A 16951-nucleotide genomic window follows, 5' to 3' on the forward strand; every position below is an offset into this window, starting at 1 on the left:
GATCCTTGTTGGGCTGTAAGGTGTGATTTCTTTTAGTTCACACTCTGCGACATTGCTGTTTTCTCTTTGGGTACAATACCAAGATGAGAAATTATCATTGTTCAATCTTTATTTATTAAGCGGCAAGTATAACGCCAATAACAATTTTATTTCTTTAACACTATCAACCTTTAACAATAAAGCCTCAACTCGTGAGGCTTATCGCTAATAATAAAAAAGCGACCTAATAAGGCCGCTATCTTGATCACTATCACAGGGGCTACATCATTTTATGATGCCACGCGCGCGTAAAATGGCTGTTTTAAAATCATCTTCCTGATCTTTCTTCAGGCCAGGAATCATTTCGTCTTTGGCGCTGTTGCGCATTTTTAGATGGTAGATCAATACATCATCTGTAAGCGCTTCTAAAGGTCCTTTATAACCCGCTTCTTGAGCCAGTTTGGTGATGAATTGCATTAAGTTGAGCTGCTGATCTTTTTGCCATTCAGGCGCAAGTAGTTCAATTAGCTCTTCAATTCGATGACATTGCATTCTCTTTTCCCCAATTTTTATAAGTATTTTGAGTAAAGGTATCAAATTGCGGATTGAAGTCCAATTGAGCGCAAAGAAAAAGCGCAGGGTTTAGCTGCGCTTTTTAATTATGCTGCCTGAACAACATTAGTTGTGCTCGATGCAGTAAGGGCATTTTTTTCAACTAAAGTCATTGCTGGAGCGACTTTTTTTGCAGTCGGAGCAGCAGCAAAACCACTACGACGACGCATTGCACTACGGTTTGTGTGCGAAAACCTGACAGCTGTTGGGCGCATTCATTAACCTAACGGTCAGGCACATCCATTGCCAATCTAATGGCCTGAATCACCATGAGTTGAGCTTCATAATTGAAGGGTGGCTCTTCTGGCTCTCGCCAATCCAAATAATGATTCAGGAATAACGATATGCTTTCATATCGTAGTTAGATTAGCACCAAGTTTTGAATTGATCGATAGTTGAACGATTGTTGAGATGAATATTCTTGCAAATAAAGCTTAAAATTGTGTGAGATGCTTGGTTGAGTTTGTCATCTGATCGGCATTACATCGCGTTTTGTTAAATAGGGGGTACCTATGTCGTTTACAAAAAACTCGCGATTTATCGCTCTCCTTGATACCCGTTCGTTACGAAATTCGCATTTAGGCTTACAACTGTAAGCTGAAGTGTGCAATACTAAGCCCACATTTTGTTGCTTTTGGTATGGTGTTTATGTCTGCTGTTGACAATGACGGCTATGGTGCTGGTGAAGAACGGGCGAATGCGCTGAGTCATGGTTTGGGGCTATTGCTTAGTTTTGTTGGTTTAGTCTTGCTGCTGATCAAGGCAACAAGTGCGCAGGCCGATGCATTGACTTATATCAGCATGAGTCTCTATGGTGGCAGCATGATAGCGTTATTCCTTGCTTCAACGCTGTATCACTCCGTTGCGACACCGAAAGCCAAACGCTGGCTAAAAACGTTCGACCACTGTGCCATTTATTTACTGATTGCCGGAAGTTACACACCCTTTTTGTTGGTTAGCCTTCGCACTCCTTTGGCGATAGGTCTTATGGTGGTGATCTGGCTGCTGGCGCTGCTCGGTATCATCATGAAAATTGCCTTTGTCTACCGTTTTAAAAAGTTCTCACTAGTGACTTATTTGGCGATGGGGTGGTTATCCTTGGTTGTGATCTACCAACTGGCCCTCAATATCGAGGTCGGTGGTTTGGTGCTACTTGCTGTTGGTGGTTTGGTTTATTCGCTCGGGGTAATTTTTTATGTAGCGAAACGCATTCCCTATAACCATGCGATTTGGCATTTATTCGTGCTAGGTGGCAGTGCTTGTCACTTTTTTGCGGTTTACCTTTTTGTCCACCCAGTAAGTGCTTAACGCATCTCAACCCGCTCAATGTTGGCCGAAATTTGATAGCCTTGCTGGCGATCAACCTGAAGGGTAAGCGGCTTTCCTTGCGCTTGAGTTTGTGGGCGTAAATAGCTATCAGCCATCCGTTTAATGGATTGCCAAATGGGTAACTGCTGAGTGAACAATGGTTGACCTTGCTCGTCATAAAGAGTAATTCTGAGCACTACCGCAATGACAGATTGCGAGCTTTGATTGGTGATGGCTGTTGGGATAACGAGTGTATCTCCTTGGTAGTAAGCCGCGCCGAGTACCACTTCCACTCCAGAATCCGACAGTTGTAAAATCGGTTTTTCACTCCCCATCTCAAAGGTGGTTGCTCGGGCTTTTTGAGCAATAGGGGCCGCGTGAATGACGGTTTCCGGCGACATTGATAGCGGTTCAACATATTGCCATGTGAAATCATCATTGAGTTTCACTTGGCGGCCATCTTCTAAGGTCAGAACTTGCGCGCAAGATACTGCGCTTGCTGTCATGCTTAACAGCATCATTATCACAGGTATTGTCTTCATCTTAACGTCGCCAAAAGGCAGGGAAAAACAGAACGATAATCGTCAAAATTTCTAAACGCCCCATCAACATCCCTAAGCTCAGAACCCACTTTGCTGCGTCAGGCAGTGGTGCGAAGTTGCCCGTCGGGCCAATCACCGAGCCCATTCCGGGACCAACGTTGGCCACTGCGGTGATGGAACCTGAAATGCTGGTGACAGGATCAAGGCCCATTGCACTGAGCGCGCCTGCGATAGCAATGACAGTGATAAAAAAGGTTAAACCAAAAGCGACGACTGAGCGGACAATATCATCATTAACCGGACGATGATTATAGCGCTGTACGAAGATGCCTGATGGATGGACCAACTTCATAATTTGTTTATTGAGCAGCGTCATCGCAATTTGGAAGCGGAACACTTTAATCCCACCAGAGGTTGAGCCGGAACAAGCTCCTGCTGCCATTAAGAAGATGAACAGCGTGCTTGGCAGTGCGCCCCAAGCGGTGAAATCTTCCAAACCAAAACCAGTAGTCGTGACCACTGAAACGATATTAAACATCGCCACTCGCAGGGCGTCCAACCAGTAGTAGCCTAGTTTGAGATTCAGCCACAACGCAATGATGAGACTGGCAATTAGGAAAAGATAAGCAAATCCGCGAACTTGTGCGTCTTTTATGATCACTTTGATATTTTGTTTTCGGGCCGCAGCGACAAACAGTAGAAAGGGCAAGCCCCCCAAAAACATAAACAGCGTTGCTACCCAATGTGCACCGTTTGAGAAGTGGTTCATCGAACCGTCGGAGGTGGAATATCCACCAGTCGACAAGGTGGTAAATGAGTGGTTGATCGCTTCAAAAAGCGTCATGCCAGTGAGGATATAGCCAATCAAGCACAGTAAGGTCAGTACCAAATAGACCAGCACAATATTTTTCGCGACAGTTTTGGCGCGTGGGCTACTTTTATCGGACCAATCAGACGATTCGGTTTGGAACAATTTCATCCCACCCACATTGAGCATTGGTAATACCGCTACCGCCATTACGATAAACCCAACCCCACCAAGCCATTGCAGAATAGAACGCCACAACAAGATGCTGGGCGGCATATTATCAAGGCCACTGAGCACGGTTGAACCGGTAGTGGTTAACCCTGACATGGTTTCAAAGTAGGCGTCGGTAAAGCTGATGTGGTTGATAAAGACGAAAGGGAGCGCTGCGAAAGCGCTGGCAACCGTCCACACTAAGCTGGTGATGAGAAACATATCGCGCACGCTGAGCTTAAAGTGCGCGGTACGCCCCAAGCTTAAGCAGATAAAGGCGACAATATGAGTGATGATGACCGCTTGAGCAAAATCAAGGAAGCCACCCGTACCGGTAAAAAAAGCGACCAGTGTCGGCACATACATAAATAGGGCGAGCTTAGATAGCACGAGTCCTATAACGAATGAAATGGGGCGTAAATTCAGCATGACGCCAATGACCTATAGGAAAAATGGGCTAGGTTGGAACAAGGCTTCCACATCGGGCACGTACTTTTTATCCACTAAGAACATCACCACGTGATCATCTTGCTCGATAATAGTGCGGTCATGGGCGATTAACACTTCTTCACCACGCACAATCGCGCCAATGGTTGTGCCCGGTGGCAGTTTAATATCACCCACTGCGCGTCCCACCACTTTAGAGGTGTTTTGGTCGCCATGTGCAATTGCCTCAATCGCCTCTGCCGCGCCACGTCGTAGCGAAGAGACGTTAACGATATCGGCACGACGTACGTGAGTCAGCAGTGCGGAAATGGTGGCTTGTTGGGGTGAAATCGCGACATCAATCACGCCGCCTTGTACGAGGTCGACATACGCGCCACGCTGGATAAGTACCATCACTTTTTTCGCGCCCATACGCTTGGCGAGCATGGCGGACATGATGTTGGTTTCATCTTCGTTGGTGAGTGCAATAAATACATCGACTTGGTCGATGTTCTCTTCGGCTAGCAGCTCTTGGTCCGCCGCATCACCACAAAATACTATGGTGTTTTCTAACTCTTCCGATAACTGCTCTGCACGTGGGTAATTACGCTCAATCAGTTTAACGCTGTAGCTGTGCTCTAAACGTTTGGCTAAGCTTGCCCCAATGTTACCCCCGCCAACAATCATGATACGACGATAGGTTTTTTCCAGCCGCTGTAGCTCACTCATGACCGAGCGAATATGATTACTGGCTGCCACGAAGAACACTTCATCGTCAGCTTCAATAATGGTGGTGCCTTGCGGGCGAATCGGCCGACCTTGGCGGAAAATGGCCGCGACGCGGGTATCAATGTGCGGCATGTGTTCACGTAGCGCTGAAAGAGCATTACCCACCAATGGCCCGCCGTAGTAGGCTTTCACGGCCACTAGACTTACTTTTTCTTCGGCAAAACTCACTACTTGCAGTGCGCCGGGGTATTGGATCAACCGTTCAATATAGCTCGTCACTAGCTCTTCAGGAGCGATGAGGTGATCCACCGGGATCGCGCCTGACTGAAACAAAGTCTCTTTTTCAAGCAGATATTCAGGAGAACGAATACGCGCAATTCGGTTGGGCGTATTAAACAAAGAGAACGCCACCTGGCATGCCGCCATGTTGGTTTCGTCGGTATTAGTGACCGCAACCAGCATGTCCGCGTCCTGTGCGCCCGCTTCACGCAGTACATCAGGGTGGCTGGCGTGGCCATGAATCACCCGCAAATCGTACTTGTCTTGCAGCTCGCGCAAGCGGTCACTATTTTTGTCGACAATGGTGATGTCATTGTTCTCGCCGACCAAGTTTTCGGCCAGTGTGCCACCGACCTGACCTGCACCAAGAATAATGATTTTCATACTCTGTTCTCTTTCTACCTGCCGAATATCGGCCACTGAAAAGGCAGCAATAATGCTGCCAATGTGCGTCGAATTTACGCTTGTTTGGTTAATACTGCGTAGTAAAAACCGTCCATATCTTCTTCTCCGGGGAGTATCTGACGCCCCGGCTGCTCACGATCGGAACCCACTAATTGAGCGTTATGAGTTCGTTCTAAGAAGGCTTTGACCTGCAAGCTGTTTTCTTGTGGAGTGATCGAGCAGGTTGCGTAAACCATAGTGCCACCGACTTTTAATTGCTTCCACATTGCGTCCAGTATTTCGCTTTGTAATTGAGCCAATGCCTCAATATCGCTACCACGACGTAGCCATTTGATGTCTGGATGACGGCGAATAACCCCAGTAGCGGAGCAAGGTGCATCTAATAAAATTCGGTCAAACTGTTCGCCATGCCACCACTCTTCAGGGTAACGAGCATCACCGCAGATCACATCAGCGCGAAGTTGCAGGCGTTCTAAGTTGTCATAGACGCGCTCAAGGCGGGTTGCATCGCTGTCAATCGCAACCACTTCAGTATCGTGTGTGTGCTCCAGGATGTGCGCGGTTTTACCCCCGGGGGCGGCGCAGCAATCTAAAATCAGCTCGCCAGCTTTAGGTTGAAGGTAGTCAATCGCTAGCTGCGCAGCGGCATCTTGCACCGATACCCAACCACGATCAAAACCGGGTAAAAGCGTTACATCGCAAGGTACAGCGAGTTTTATTGCGTCAGTGGCGTGAGAGTGCACGCTGCACTCGATATTTTCGCTAGCTAATAGTGCAAGATATTCATCACGAGTGTGGTGCTGACGGTTGACGCGCAACCACATTGGCGCTTTTTGATTGTTCGCTTGCACAACCGTTTCCCACTGTTCTGGGTACGCTTGTTGTAAGAGTTTAAGTAGCCAACTTGGGTGGCCATATTTGCCTGCGTTGTGGCTAACGGCGATAGCGTCCAGTGCTTCTTGATCGCGCAAGTAGCTGCGCAATACGGCGTTGATTAGCCCACCTAAATTTTCACCGCGCAATGTTTTGGTGCCTTCAACCGTCTCGGCTACTGCGGCGTGAGCGGGAATGCGCATAAAGCTCAATTGGTAGATACCAACTAAAATAAGATGGTGAAAAACCCGCTTTTTCCCTTTCAGTGGGTTGTCCATTAGCTCATTGGCAATTGATTCCAAACGAGGCAAATAACGCAAAGCCCCGTAGCAGATCTCTTGCAACAGAGCGTGGTCTCTTGGGCGGATAGTTTTTTGCGCCGCAGGAAGTGCGTGAGAAAGTGAGTGGCCTTTATCAACCACTTGAAACAACACGTTAGCCGCAGCTGCGCGAACATTCATAGAAGTACCGATTTTAAATAAATGAAAATCAATGAGGGCATCTCTGCCCTCGTTAAGGTTTAGCTAAGCTGTGTGCCGACTTCAAACCAGCTTGCGCGCGAATTGAGAATGTCTTGCACTGACATCGCTTTTTTGCCGGGCACTTGCAACTGCTCAAGCACCAGTAAGCCGTTGCCGGTTGCCACATAAATACCCGATTTATCGGCTTGAACAATCGTGCCTGCAGGGTGGTCGCTGGTTTGTGCTTCAACGCGACTTTGCCACACTTTAATGCTGTTCTCAGCCACATAAAAATGGCTCATTGGCCATGGATTAAAAGCACGCACGCAGCGTTCAATAAAAGCGGCATCCGCTGACCAATCGATTTTGGCTTCTTCTTTGCTAAGTTTTTGTGCGTAGTTAGCCAATGTATCATCTTGTTGAGTGGCAATCGCTTTGCCACTGGCGATATCGGCGATGCATTCTACCAACGCTTGTGGGCCTAGCTCGGCCAGTTTGCCATACATAGAAGCGCTGGTGTCTGTTGCCTCAATCGGCAGCTTAGCAATTTTGAGCATATCGCCCGTATCTAGGCCGACATCCATTTGCATGATGGTTACACCCGTTTCACTGTCTCCCGCCCAGATCGAGCGTTGGATCGGTGCGGCACCACGCCACCGTGGCAGAATGGAACCGTGTACGTTAATACAGCCAAGCCTTGGCATATCAAGTACGGCCTTCGGTAGCAGTAATCCGTAGGCGACCACTACCATTAAATCTGCGTTGAGATCGGCGAGCGCTTGCTTGGCTTCGTCGCTCTTAAAGTTCTCTGGTTGATACACAGCAATATTGTGCTCAACGGCCATCTGTTTCACTGGGCTGGCGGTCAGTTTTTTACCGCGCCCTGCCGGGCTATCTGGTTTAGTGTACACCGCGATAACCTCATGCTCCGAAGACAACAACGCCGCCAAATGACGGGCGGCGAAGTCCGGAGTACCTGCAAACACAATGCGTAATGATTGGCTCAAGGTAACCTCACTTAAGTTAGTTTTTTTCGTTATAGCGTTTGATTTTCTCTAGCTTATCTCTAATACGCTTACGCTTTAATGGCGAAAGGTAATCCACAAACAGTTTGCCTTGTAAGTGATCAAGCTCGTGTTGAACACAAATGGCTAAAAGGTCATCCGCTTCAAATGAGAATTCGTTGCCATCACGATCTAACGCTTTGACTGTGACTTCTGCTGCGCGAGGAACAAGGGCGCGTGAGCCCGGGACCGACAGACAGCCTTCTTCAATGCCATCTTCACCGCGTTTCTCTAAGATTTCAGGGTTAATCAGAACCATTGGCTGGTCGCGACTCTCTGAAATATCGATCACAACGATGCGTTGGTGAATATCGACTTGCGTTGCGGCAAGGCCGATACCGTCCTCGTCGTACATAGTCTCAATCATGTCATCGACGATTTTTTGGATCTCAGGTGTCACTTTCTCTACCGGTTTTGCCACGGTACGAAGACGATCATCTGGGAATGTTAATACTTGTAATACAGACATATACACTCGAAATATTGAACTGTGCCGAAACAGCTTAAAGCTTGTTGGCTCAATTCTAGACATTTTATGACCCAAATGACAGCATCCAAATGTTAATAATCTGATTCATCCTTACTTATTTCGGCCAAGGAACAGAGGTCATGTCACGATTTATTCGTTATTTAGTGTGTGTGTTTTTACCGTTGTCATTGGTCGTTAATGCGTTGGCGGCGGAGGATATGGCGCTCACCGTCAAAGCAAATGCCCCGCAGACATACACGGTCGTCAAAGGAGATACCTTGTGGGATATTTCTGCGCTCTATCTTGATAACCCGTGGTTGTGGCCACGTTTATGGCAAATTAACCCAGAGATCGATAACCCGCATTTGATTTATCCCGGCGATAAGCTGACCTTAGTCTGGCGTAACGGACAGCCGGTGTTGAGTTTAAAACCTATGGTCAAGTTGAGTCCGAAAGTGCGTGTGCTTGAGAAAAAAGCGGTTCCGACGGTGCAAGAGGGATTAGTGTTGCCGTATCTGCATACGGATCGCTTACTGGATAAGCAAACATTACAAGAAAGCCAGCGTGTGCTCGGTGCCAGCGACGGTAAACAATACCTGACGGCGCAAGATACGCTCTACATAAGCGGGCAACAGACTCACCCCAAATGGGGTATTTATCGTGAAATCGCTGAGTTTTCTCGTCATGATGCCGCCGCGAAAAATAAAACCATGGTTGCTTTGCGTTTGATTGCTACTGGTGAATTGGTCTCCGCCGATGAGGCTTTTAGCGGGCTAATCATCACCGCACAGCAACAAGAGATAAGAGTCAATGATATTGCCCTGCCTGAAGTGGGCGTCGAAACCTTAACGCTTTCAACTACTTTTTTCCCATCGCCATCGCGACTACAAGCTGAAACGCATATCCTAGGATCGTTGGAGGGTAGTGAGTATTCGGCGCAGAATCAGGTAGTTGTGATCGATAAAGGCCTTGCAGATCAACTGCGTCAAGGGACGATGTTTGATTTGATTCAAGCCGGTTCTAAAGTGTCTGGAAAAAAAGGACAGCACCAACAGAACCTTGATGAAACCCTGCAATTACCAAGCAGCTTGGTGGGCAGTTTGATGGTCATTCGACCTTATGAATATTTTAGCTTGGCTTTGATTACCGATAGTCGCGTGCCGATTGGTAAAAGTGTAATCGCGGTTTCGCCGCTCAAACCAGAGCTAACAATCGAGTTAAATGAACAAGCCGATACGGATTCGATGGTTAAGGATGATACTGCAAGCTGATGGAGCAGAACGAATTAGCGGCGTGGCTAGCATTCAGCTTTGTGCCAAAATTGGGTGGCAAGAAACTTTCTCGTCTTGCTAGCGTCGCTTCTCTTGCTCATTTAATTGACTATTCCGAGCGGGAGTTAGCCGCGTTGGGTCTAGTTCAAGATCAAATCCGTTATCTGCGCGAGACGGCCCCTCAAGAAGTTGAAGAATGTTTAAGTTGGCAGCAAGCTAATGAGTCTCATCACATCCTTACTCCATTTTGCGATGGTTACCCTTCGTTACTAAAAGAAATTGCTACCGCACCTCCGGTTTTATTTGTCAAAGGACGAATAACAGCACTCTCTGATCCGCAAATGGCGATCGTCGGCAGTCGTAATGCGAGCCCTGATGGCCAACGAGTTGCTCATCAGTTTGCGCGAGAATTTGTGCAACAGGGCTTACTTGTCACCAGTGGTTTGGCATTAGGTATTGATGGACATGCTCATGACGGTGCGTTGCAAGCGGGTGGTGAGACGATAGCCGTGCTCGGTTCGGGCCTTGAATCTATTTACCCAGCGCGACATAAAAAATTAGCGCAACGGGTGATGGAAAGCGGAGCATTAGTCTCGGAATTTCGTCCCAAAGCCAAACCAAGGCCAGATAACTTTCCGCGGCGAAATCGCATTATCAGCGGGTTAGCGGTTGGTGTTTTAGTGGTGGAAGCGGCGGAGAAAAGTGGCTCGTTGATCACGGCGCGCTATGCGGCTGAGCAAGGGCGAGATGTGTTTGTTATTCCGGGCTCCATTGCTAACCCAAATTGCCACGGTAGTAATCAACTTATTCGTTGTGGGGCGTGCTTGGTGCAAAACAGTGAACAAGTATTATCTGAAATCGGCACCTTAGTAGACTGGTCATTGCGCCAAAAGCAGCCTCAACCTGATTTATTTTCTGCACAGAGCGATCAGCAATTGCCATTTGCTGAACTGTTAGCTAACGTAGGAGTAGAGGCTACGCCTGTTGATATTCTTGCGAGCAGGACCCATATACCTGTCCATGAAGTCATGATGCAGCTTTTAGAACTTGAGCTTTCAGGTCATGTTGTTGCCGTTTCTGGCGGCTATATTCGTAAGGGGAAGGGTTAGCTATGATGATGGATATATTGATGTATCTATTTGAAACCTACGTCCATAGCGATGTAGATTTGCAAGTCGATCAAGATGAGCTTGAAGATGAATTGCTTCGAGCCGGTTTTCACCAGAAAGATATCTATAAGGCCCTGAATTGGTTAGAAGAGCTTGCGGCATTGCAACAAACCGATGCTCATTCAGCGATGGCAACCAGTGCTGCGACTTCGATGCGGATGTACACAGCACAAGAGATGGACAGGCTGGATCTTGAAAGCCGAGGTTTTTTATTGTTCCTTGAACAAGTGAAAGTATTAACTCCTGAAATTCGTGAAATGGTGATTGATCGAGTGATGGGTTTAGAAACCAATGAATTTGAATTGGATGACTTAAAGTGGATCATTTTGATGGTGCTATTTAATGTACCGGGAAATGAAAATGCTTACACGCTTATGGAAGAGCTGCTATACACCAAAGATCAAGGTATTTTGCATTGATTGCAGCCGTTCGTTTAGTTGAGCATTATGAGTCGTAAAACCGAGTCCCCCCTTTTTTCAGCGCATGGACAAGCGCTGCAGCATGAGCCTTGTCCGCAATGTGGTGGCCAATTACAGCTTCGTCAGGGTAAGCATGGGCTGTTTTTAGGCTGTAACCATTATCCCAATTGTGATTATATTAAACCGCTGCAGCAAAATGATGGTCATATCGTTAAGGAGTTGGGTGTGCCATGCCCAGAGTGTGGCCATGAATTAGTGTTACGCCAAGGTCGTTATGGCATGTTTATTGGGTGTAGCCATTATCCGCATTGCCACCATATCCAAGATACAGATTCCCCTGCAGACAATGTTCCTCAGTCAAAACAGCTTTGCCCTGAATGTTTGAAAGGCCATTTAGTGGAGCGAAAAACGCGCCATGGTAAAACTTTTAATGCTTGCGATAATTACCCTAAATGCAAGTTTGCCGTTAATCAGCAACCTGTTGCCGGTAAATGCGAAAAATGTGGGTTCGGATTATTGATAGAGAAAAAACTCGCCAGTGGTATCAAGCTGCAATGTGCTGATCGAAAATGTGGTCATATTCAATCCGCCACAGAGTAAAGTGACGGCATATGAAAATGGCACATTGAACGTGCCATTTTTTATCCGTATTTATCGTCAATTAGATTTATTTTAGAGAGTCGGTTTGAGCGCTTGAACAAAATGGTGCAAGGCTGGATACGTTGTCGCATCAAGTACTTCAGCCAAGCGACAGAGCGTTCGTTGCAACTGCGCGTTGTAATCTGCACTGACATTAATATGGCCCATTTTGCGCCCAGCACGTTTCTCTTTGCCATACCAATGAATGTGGCAGCCTTCAATCGCCATCACGGCTTCTGGTAAATTGTCCTCACCCAAAATATTAATCATCGCGGTTGGGCGAAGTAACTTCGTGCTGCCTAAAGGTAAGCCACATACTGCGCGAAGGTGATTCTCAAATTGACAGGTTTCTGCGCCTTGCTGTGTCCAGTGACCAGAGTTATGGACTCGTGGTGCAATTTCATTCACCAACAATGTTCCCTGCACATCAAAAAACTCGAGCGCTAGCACACCGACATAATTGAGACGAGCGGCAACCGAGGTAAACATCGACAGTGCTTGCTCTTGCAAGGCTGGGTCATCTATCGCCGTTGATAAACTCAGTACACCGTTAATGTGCACATTTTCTGCCAGCGGGTAAACCGCGATGCTGCCATCTTTGGCACGCGCGCCGACTAACGAGACTTCACGATCAAAGGGAACAAACTGCTCTGCCACTATCGCTTGAGTCGGAGTAGCTTGGATACAGGCTTCCATTTCTGGCCAAATGAGCTCTGCTTGTGAAGCTTCTTTTAAACGCCATTGACCCTTTCCGTCATAGCCACCAAGTGCACTTTTTAGAACCATGGGCAGGCCGATGTTGGTTATCGCGGCATCTAAATCTTCACGAGTATTAATCACAAAGTATTGGGCATTTTTTGCGTTGGCTTCATCGAGTAGCGCTTTTTCAAGACGGCGATCGCCTCCGGCTTTAATGGCTTCGACGCTAGGAAGAAACTTACCACTTTGCTCACAAACAGTGAGGATTTCATGGGGAATATGCTCAAATTCAGCGGTAATGACATCCGCTTGTTTGATCGCATTGTCTAAACCATGACCAGTGATGTGTAATGTCAAAGGATGGACGATGTTACCGCTGCCCACATCAAAAGCGGAGATTTGAATGTTCAGAGGAGCGCCAGCCAACGCCATCATGCGTGCCAGTTGCCCAGCGCCCAAGACTAAAACGTGCATAGTATCAATCCTCTGCAGGGTTAGGGTGGCTCAACACCGCTTCAGTTTGTGCTAAACGAAATGCTTCCACTTTTGCCATGACGGCCTCATCACTGGTGCCGATGATTTGCGCGGCAAGCAGCCCAGCATTTGCCGCGCCTGCTTCTCCAATAGCTAAGGTGCCCACCGCAATCCCTTTTGGCATTTGCACAATCGAGAGTAAAGAGTCCATCCCTTTGAGTGCCTTTGACTGAACGGGAACGCCAAGTACCGGCAAGCTAGTAAACGCTGCCGTCATGCCCGGCAGGTGTGCGGCTCCGCCTGCGCCTGCTATGATGACTTTAAGGCCGCGTTCTCTTGCGCTGGTGGCGTAATCGGCAAGAAGTTGAGGTGTGCGGTGAGCAGAGACAACTTTGGTTTCGTATGCCACACCAAATTGATCCAACATGTCAGCAGCTAGCTTCATTGTGGGCCAATCGGATTTTGAACCCATGATAATTCCGACTTTCATCTCAAACTCCTTAATACTTCTAAAAATGGGGTGAGCGGGATAATTTGCGCGCATTATACGAGTATTTTTTCCTTAGGAAAACGTTTGCGTCAGCTTAATTGTGCAATTGATACATTTTATAAACAAATAGCTTTAGCCAGTTTTCAACGAAGTTTGTACACTTAGCCGCACTGTATTAAAGAAACCGATGGACCGTTTTTGTGAATAACTTTGAACACACTTTGCAGGCTCTACGTGACGGTGAAGTAATTGCCTACCCAACGGAAGGCGTGTTTGGGGTTGGGTGTGACCCAGATAACCCGCAAGCCATTCAGAAGCTCTTAGCGCTCAAGCAGCGTCCTGTGGAAAAGGGGTTGATTTTAATTGCGGCCTCTTACGAACAATTGCTTCCTTATATTGATGAGAGCCAGTTGACATCAGAGCAGCTCGCACGAGTACATGCCACTTGGCCTGGCCCTGTGACATGGATAATGCCGACCAGTGATAAAGTCTCTACTTGGGTGAGTGGACAATTTGATTCGATAGCTGTACGTGTGACAGATCATCCTTTAGTGCAAAAGCTATGCAATGCGTTTGGAAAACCATTAACCTCGACCAGTGCGAATTTAAGTGGTCTTGCACCTTGCCTGACAACGGAAGAAGTTGAATCGCAACTGGGTGAGCAACTGGTTGCGATTTTAGATGGTCAAACCGGTGGTCGAAATAAGCCCAGTGAAATTCGTGACGCGAAAACCTCACAAGTATTAAGACAGGGTTAACCCTGCTAAGGAAGCAAGCGATGCCAACCATTGATAAGCAAGCCGTCAAACAATTTTTGCTTGAGCTGCAAGACTCCATTTGCCAGCAACTTGAACAAGCGGATGGCCAAGCACTGTTTGAAGAAGATGCATGGCATCGCGAACCGAGTGAGCGTTTGGGAGGCGGTGGGCGAACTCGAGTGATGAAAGAAGGCCGTGTTTTTGAACAAGGCGGCGTGAATTTCTCACATGTGCAAGGGCAGCAAATGCCCGCTTCAGCGACCGCGCATCGCCCTGAATTAGCTGGGCGTCATTTTGAGGCGATGGGGGTTTCTTTGGTGATGCATCCAAACAATCCCTATGTTCCAACTTCTCATGCCAATGTTCGTTTCTTCATCGCTGAAAAAGAAGGCGAAGATCCTATCTGGTGGTTTGGCGGAGGATTTGACTTAACGCCTTTCTATCCGTTCGAAGAAGATGCTCAATCATGGCATGCCACGGCGAAAGCACTGTGTGTTCCTTTTGGTGAAAAAGTGTATGCCGAACATAAATCGTGGTGCGATGAGTATTTCTTCCTCCCTCATCGCAATGAAACGCGCGGTATTGGTGGCCTATTTTTCGATGATTTAAACGCTTGGGGATTTGAGCGCTGTTTTGCTTATATGCAAGCTGTCGGTAAAGGATACACCGCTGCGTATTTGCCGATTGTTGAACGTCGCCAAGCGATGGAGTACGGTGACAGAGAGCGCCAGTTTCAACTTTATCGCCGTGGTCGCTATGTAGAGTTCAACTTAGTGTATGATCGCGGCACATTGTTTGGTTTGCAAAGTGGCGGTCGAACGGAATCGATTTTAATGTCGATGCCGCCATTAGCTCGTTGGCAATATCGTTATCAAGCGGAAGAGGGCAGCGCAGAGGCGAAATTAAACACCTTCTTGCTGCCGAGGGAGTGGTGACAGCGGTACATTTTCAATGATAGGGGCGCCGAGGTGGCCCTGTTAATTATCGAGAGGCAAGGATATGGCTCAGCACATTGATCAATATGCAGTATTTGGTAATCCGATTGGGCACAGTAAGTCGCCGATGATCCACACACTTTTTGCACGGCAAACCAGTCAGGAAATGCACTATACCGCTCAACTCGCGGCTCTAGATGGCTTTAAACAAGCGGCTGAAACCTTTTTTGTCTCCGGTGGCCGAGGGTGCAACATTACCGTGCCTTTTAAAGAAGAAGCGTATCAGTTTGCGGATCGATTAACCGAGCGAGCTCAACTTGCAGGCGCGGTCAATACACTGAAAAAATTAGATGATGGCGAAATCATCGGTGATAACACTGATGGTGAAGGGCTGGTTCAAGATCTGCTTCAGTACCAAGTGCCACTACGAGACGCTTCCATTTTAGTGATTGGTGCTGGCGGCGCGGCGCGCGGCGTGATTAAGCCCTTACTCGATCAGCACCCTACAAGTATCGTGATTACCAACCGCACCTTTGCAAAAGCCGAGCAGCTCGCCACGCTTTTTAGTCCCTTTGGCGCGGTAAAAGCAATCGCGCTGGAAGAGATTAATCAGCATTTTGACCTCATCATTAACTCGACCTCGGCTAGTTTAGATGGTGAATTGCCAAATATCGCTCCGACGATCTTCAGTAAGAGCAGTGTTGCCTATGACATGATGTATGGCAAAGGATTAACAACATTCAATCAGTGGGCATTAAGTCATCATTGCGCTCATGCTTATGATGGTTTGGGGATGTTGGTTGGGCAAGCTGCGGAGAGCTTTATGCTATGGCGCGGACTCAGGCCGGGTTCTCGACAAATATTGAGAGAACTGAGAAAAAATCTAGAAGGCTAATCATGAATCAAGCGATTTTATTTCCTGACCGACAAACGTGGCACTCGGCAAGCCAAAGCGTACTTTTTCCTGCTCAACACGCGGGAGCTCTGCTCGAGTGTACGGTACACAAGTCAGTACTGAGCCATCTGTCTGGTGAAATGATTACTAACGGTGAGCAAGCTATTCAAGTTTTTGAACAATGGCGATTTGACCTTGAAGAGCTTGCTGAAAGCTTGATTGAAGATGAAGCGTTCAATTTAGATGGACAAATAGAGATTAAAGCTTAGTTAATGGCTTTCTTTGACATTCGTAAGATAGTCATTTTTGTTCTGCACATAGTTGTCGGAAGATTTAAGCAAAAAAGCTCGCTCTTTATCTGTTAGCGGGCGGATCTGTTTCACTGGGGATCCTACATAAAGATAGCCGCTGGCCAATACCTTGTTTGGTGGCACTAAACTGCCAGCTCCAACCATCACCTCCGATTCAACGACTACGCCATCGAGCACAATTGCTCCCATGCCAATTAAGACTCGATCATGGATTACGCAACCATGCAGCATCACTTTATGGCCAATTGTGACGTCATCGCCAATAATAAGTGGAAAACCATCCGGGTTTTCGGTGTTTTTATGAGTCACGTGCAGTACGCTGCCATCTTGAATGTTGCTACGTTGGCCAATGTGAATATGGTTTACATCGCCTCTGGCTGCAACCAATGGCCATATGCTGGAATCATCGCCTAAAACAATATCGCCAACCAACACCGAGCTACTATCTATATAGACGCGCTGTCCGATTTGTGGGGATATTCCTTTATAACTACGAATTGATGACATGCTCGTCTCCTTTAATAACTGACGCCATAAGATAAATTAAACAGAAATAGCGTCAAAACAACTCTTTTTGAATAAAAATTATCCCAACGAACAGAAAATCAAAAAAAACAGCAAAAAGGGGTTGCCAACGTGACGGCGATCTCTATAATGCGACCTCACTGACACGGCACAGCCAGTAAGGGTTTAAACCCAACGAGCAGCCAATCAGTAGGTCAAATC

At 47.3% G+C, this 16951-nt stretch carries 20 protein-coding genes; 9 read left to right on the forward strand and 11 right to left on the reverse strand.

All coding sequences use genetic code 11. From position 1 onward, the window contains the following. Positions 1-264 precede the first annotated feature (264 nt). Together AACQ17_RS02715 and AACQ17_RS02720 are read right to left on the reverse strand one after the other, a co-directional pair. Positions 265-531: a YihD family protein gene (locus AACQ17_RS02715; protein WP_029189868.1), complete on the reverse strand. Its 267-nt coding sequence runs from the start codon at positions 529-531 to the stop codon at positions 265-267. Between the two features lie 107 nt (positions 532-638). Continuing rightward, positions 639-761, reverse strand: coding sequence for a hypothetical protein (locus tag AACQ17_RS02720; protein WP_268877562.1), 123 nt, complete (start codon positions 759-761; stop codon positions 639-641). A 478-nt stretch (positions 762-1239) separates the two neighbouring features. Here AACQ17_RS02720 and trhA point away from each other — a divergent pair, with 478 nt between their 5' ends. Beyond that, the gene (gene trhA, locus AACQ17_RS02725) at positions 1240-1899 is read left to right on the forward strand and encodes a PAQR family membrane homeostasis protein TrhA (protein ID WP_088720688.1); all 660 of its coding nucleotides are present in this window, start codon (positions 1240-1242) and stop codon (positions 1897-1899) included. On the opposite strand, the gene AACQ17_RS02730 is transcribed toward trhA, so the two are convergent. From AACQ17_RS02730 to def, 6 genes are all read right to left on the reverse strand, one after another. Next, positions 1896-2441 carry a DUF3157 family protein gene (locus AACQ17_RS02730; protein WP_094146997.1) on the reverse strand — a complete coding sequence of 182 codons (546 nt, stop codon included), beginning with the start codon at positions 2439-2441 and terminating at the stop codon, positions 1896-1898. The two genes, trhA and AACQ17_RS02730, sit on opposite strands and share 4 nt — an antisense overlap. A gap of 1 nt (position 2442) precedes the next feature. Next, the gene (locus AACQ17_RS02735) at positions 2443-3888 is read right to left on the reverse strand and encodes a TrkH family potassium uptake protein (protein ID WP_017043680.1); all 1446 of its coding nucleotides are present in this window, start codon (positions 3886-3888) and stop codon (positions 2443-2445) included. A 12-nt stretch (positions 3889-3900) separates the two neighbouring features. After that, entirely contained in the window at positions 3901-5277 is a 1377-nt protein-coding gene (trkA, locus tag AACQ17_RS02740; RefSeq protein WP_026027554.1) for a Trk system potassium transporter TrkA, read from the reverse strand. 74 nt (positions 5278-5351) lie between these two features. Further along, positions 5352-6632 carry a 16S rRNA (cytosine(967)-C(5))-methyltransferase RsmB gene (rsmB, locus tag AACQ17_RS02745; RefSeq protein WP_013855536.1) on the reverse strand — a complete coding sequence of 427 codons (1281 nt, stop codon included), beginning with the start codon at positions 6630-6632 and terminating at the stop codon, positions 5352-5354. Positions 6633-6691: 59 nt separating this feature from the next. After that, the gene (gene fmt, locus AACQ17_RS02750; protein ID WP_094146996.1) at positions 6692-7639 is read right to left on the reverse strand and encodes a methionyl-tRNA formyltransferase; all 948 of its coding nucleotides are present in this window, start codon (positions 7637-7639) and stop codon (positions 6692-6694) included. 16 nt (positions 7640-7655) lie between these two features. Further along, positions 7656-8165: a peptide deformylase gene (def, locus tag AACQ17_RS02755; protein ID WP_038148727.1), complete on the reverse strand. Its 510-nt coding sequence runs from the start codon at positions 8163-8165 to the stop codon at positions 7656-7658. 140 nt (positions 8166-8305) lie between these two features. On the opposite strand from def, the gene AACQ17_RS02760 reads away from it, so the two are divergent. The 4 genes from AACQ17_RS02760 to AACQ17_RS02775 are packed head-to-tail and all read left to right on the forward strand — an operon-like array spanning position 8306 to position 11624. After that, entirely contained in the window at positions 8306-9436 is a 1131-nt protein-coding gene (locus AACQ17_RS02760) for a LysM peptidoglycan-binding domain-containing protein (protein ID WP_094146995.1), read from the forward strand. Then, positions 9436-10545, forward strand: coding sequence for a DNA-processing protein DprA (dprA, locus tag AACQ17_RS02765; protein WP_094146994.1), 1110 nt, complete (start codon positions 9436-9438; stop codon positions 10543-10545). Before AACQ17_RS02760 ends, dprA begins: the two co-directional genes overlap by 1 nt. 2 nt (positions 10546-10547) lie before the next feature. After that, positions 10548-11024, forward strand: a complete 477-nt coding sequence (locus AACQ17_RS02770) for a DUF494 family protein (protein ID WP_013855530.1) — start codon at positions 10548-10550, stop codon at positions 11022-11024. Between the two features lie 27 nt (positions 11025-11051). Continuing rightward, positions 11052-11624: a DNA topoisomerase family protein gene (locus AACQ17_RS02775; protein WP_026027556.1), complete on the forward strand. Its 573-nt coding sequence runs from the start codon at positions 11052-11054 to the stop codon at positions 11622-11624. Positions 11625-11696: 72 nt separating this feature from the next. Here AACQ17_RS02775 and AACQ17_RS02780 read toward each other — a convergent pair whose 3' ends face one another. Next, positions 11697-12836, reverse strand: a complete 1140-nt coding sequence (locus AACQ17_RS02780) for a 5-(carboxyamino)imidazole ribonucleotide synthase (protein WP_094146993.1) — start codon at positions 12834-12836, stop codon at positions 11697-11699. A gap of 4 nt (positions 12837-12840) precedes the next feature. Further along, entirely contained in the window at positions 12841-13326 is a 486-nt protein-coding gene (gene purE / locus AACQ17_RS02785; protein ID WP_010319910.1) for a 5-(carboxyamino)imidazole ribonucleotide mutase, read from the reverse strand. Between the two features lie 200 nt (positions 13327-13526). On the opposite strand from purE, the gene AACQ17_RS02790 reads away from it, so the two are divergent. The 4 genes from AACQ17_RS02790 to AACQ17_RS02805 all read left to right on the forward strand — a co-directional run bounded on the left by AACQ17_RS02790 (position 13527) and on the right by AACQ17_RS02805 (position 16183). Then, positions 13527-14084, forward strand: a complete 558-nt coding sequence (locus AACQ17_RS02790) for an L-threonylcarbamoyladenylate synthase (RefSeq protein WP_017043689.1) — start codon at positions 13527-13529, stop codon at positions 14082-14084. A gap of 20 nt (positions 14085-14104) precedes the next feature. Continuing rightward, the gene (gene hemF, locus AACQ17_RS02795) at positions 14105-15019 is read left to right on the forward strand and encodes an oxygen-dependent coproporphyrinogen oxidase (RefSeq protein ID WP_010319908.1); all 915 of its coding nucleotides are present in this window, start codon (positions 14105-14107) and stop codon (positions 15017-15019) included. A 64-nt stretch (positions 15020-15083) separates the two neighbouring features. After that, positions 15084-15914: a shikimate dehydrogenase gene (aroE, locus tag AACQ17_RS02800; RefSeq protein WP_094146992.1), complete on the forward strand. Its 831-nt coding sequence runs from the start codon at positions 15084-15086 to the stop codon at positions 15912-15914. A 2-nt stretch (positions 15915-15916) separates the two neighbouring features. Then, on the forward strand, positions 15917-16183 hold the full coding sequence (locus AACQ17_RS02805) for a DUF1488 family protein (RefSeq protein ID WP_010319906.1): 267 nt from the start codon (positions 15917-15919) through the stop codon (positions 16181-16183). Here AACQ17_RS02805 and AACQ17_RS02810 read toward each other — a convergent pair whose 3' ends face one another. Further along, on the reverse strand, positions 16184-16732 hold the full coding sequence (locus tag AACQ17_RS02810; protein WP_094146991.1) for a gamma carbonic anhydrase family protein: 549 nt from the start codon (positions 16730-16732) through the stop codon (positions 16184-16186). Positions 16733-16951: the final 219 nt, after the last annotated feature.

This window comes from Vibrio sp. V10_P2A27P122 (assembly GCF_963874335.1).
In the GTDB taxonomy this organism is placed as follows: Bacteria; Pseudomonadota; Gammaproteobacteria; order Enterobacterales; family Vibrionaceae; genus Vibrio; species Vibrio anguillarum.

What these genes read in the sequence shown, in the direction of transcription:
- AACQ17_RS02715 (WP_029189868.1), bottom strand. Translation starts at nt 531, where the DNA reads ATGCAATGTCATCGAATTGAAGAGCTAATTGAACTACTTGCGCCTGAA.
- AACQ17_RS02720 (WP_268877562.1), bottom strand. Translation starts at nt 761, where the DNA reads ATGCGTCGTCGTAGTGGTTTTGCTGCTGCTCCGACTGCAAAAAAAGTC.
- trhA (WP_088720688.1), top strand. Translation starts at nt 1,240, where the DNA reads ATGTCTGCTGTTGACAATGACGGCTATGGTGCTGGTGAAGAACGGGCG.
- AACQ17_RS02730 (WP_094146997.1), bottom strand. Translation starts at nt 2,441, where the DNA reads ATGAAGACAATACCTGTGATAATGATGCTGTTAAGCATGACAGCAAGC.
- AACQ17_RS02735 (WP_017043680.1), bottom strand. Translation starts at nt 3,888, where the DNA reads ATGCTGAATTTACGCCCCATTTCATTCGTTATAGGACTCGTGCTATCT.
- trkA (WP_026027554.1), bottom strand. Translation starts at nt 5,277, where the DNA reads ATGAAAATCATTATTCTTGGTGCAGGTCAGGTCGGTGGCACACTGGCC.
- rsmB (WP_013855536.1), bottom strand. Translation starts at nt 6,632, where the DNA reads ATGAATGTTCGCGCAGCTGCGGCTAACGTGTTGTTTCAAGTGGTTGAT.
- def (WP_038148727.1), bottom strand. Translation starts at nt 8,165, where the DNA reads ATGTCTGTATTACAAGTATTAACATTCCCAGATGATCGTCTTCGTACC.
- AACQ17_RS02760 (WP_094146995.1), top strand. Translation starts at nt 8,306, where the DNA reads ATGTCACGATTTATTCGTTATTTAGTGTGTGTGTTTTTACCGTTGTCA.
- dprA (WP_094146994.1), top strand. Translation starts at nt 9,436, where the DNA reads ATGGAGCAGAACGAATTAGCGGCGTGGCTAGCATTCAGCTTTGTGCCA.
- AACQ17_RS02770 (WP_013855530.1), top strand. Translation starts at nt 10,548, where the DNA reads ATGATGATGGATATATTGATGTATCTATTTGAAACCTACGTCCATAGC.
- AACQ17_RS02775 (WP_026027556.1), top strand. Translation starts at nt 11,052, where the DNA reads ATGAGTCGTAAAACCGAGTCCCCCCTTTTTTCAGCGCATGGACAAGCG.
- AACQ17_RS02780 (WP_094146993.1), bottom strand. Translation starts at nt 12,836, where the DNA reads ATGCACGTTTTAGTCTTGGGCGCTGGGCAACTGGCACGCATGATGGCG.
- purE (WP_010319910.1), bottom strand. Translation starts at nt 13,326, where the DNA reads ATGAAAGTCGGAATTATCATGGGTTCAAAATCCGATTGGCCCACAATG.
- hemF (WP_010319908.1), top strand. Translation starts at nt 14,105, where the DNA reads ATGCCAACCATTGATAAGCAAGCCGTCAAACAATTTTTGCTTGAGCTG.
- aroE (WP_094146992.1), top strand. Translation starts at nt 15,084, where the DNA reads ATGGCTCAGCACATTGATCAATATGCAGTATTTGGTAATCCGATTGGG.
- AACQ17_RS02805 (WP_010319906.1), top strand. Translation starts at nt 15,917, where the DNA reads ATGAATCAAGCGATTTTATTTCCTGACCGACAAACGTGGCACTCGGCA.
- AACQ17_RS02810 (WP_094146991.1), bottom strand. Translation starts at nt 16,732, where the DNA reads ATGTCATCAATTCGTAGTTATAAAGGAATATCCCCACAAATCGGACAG.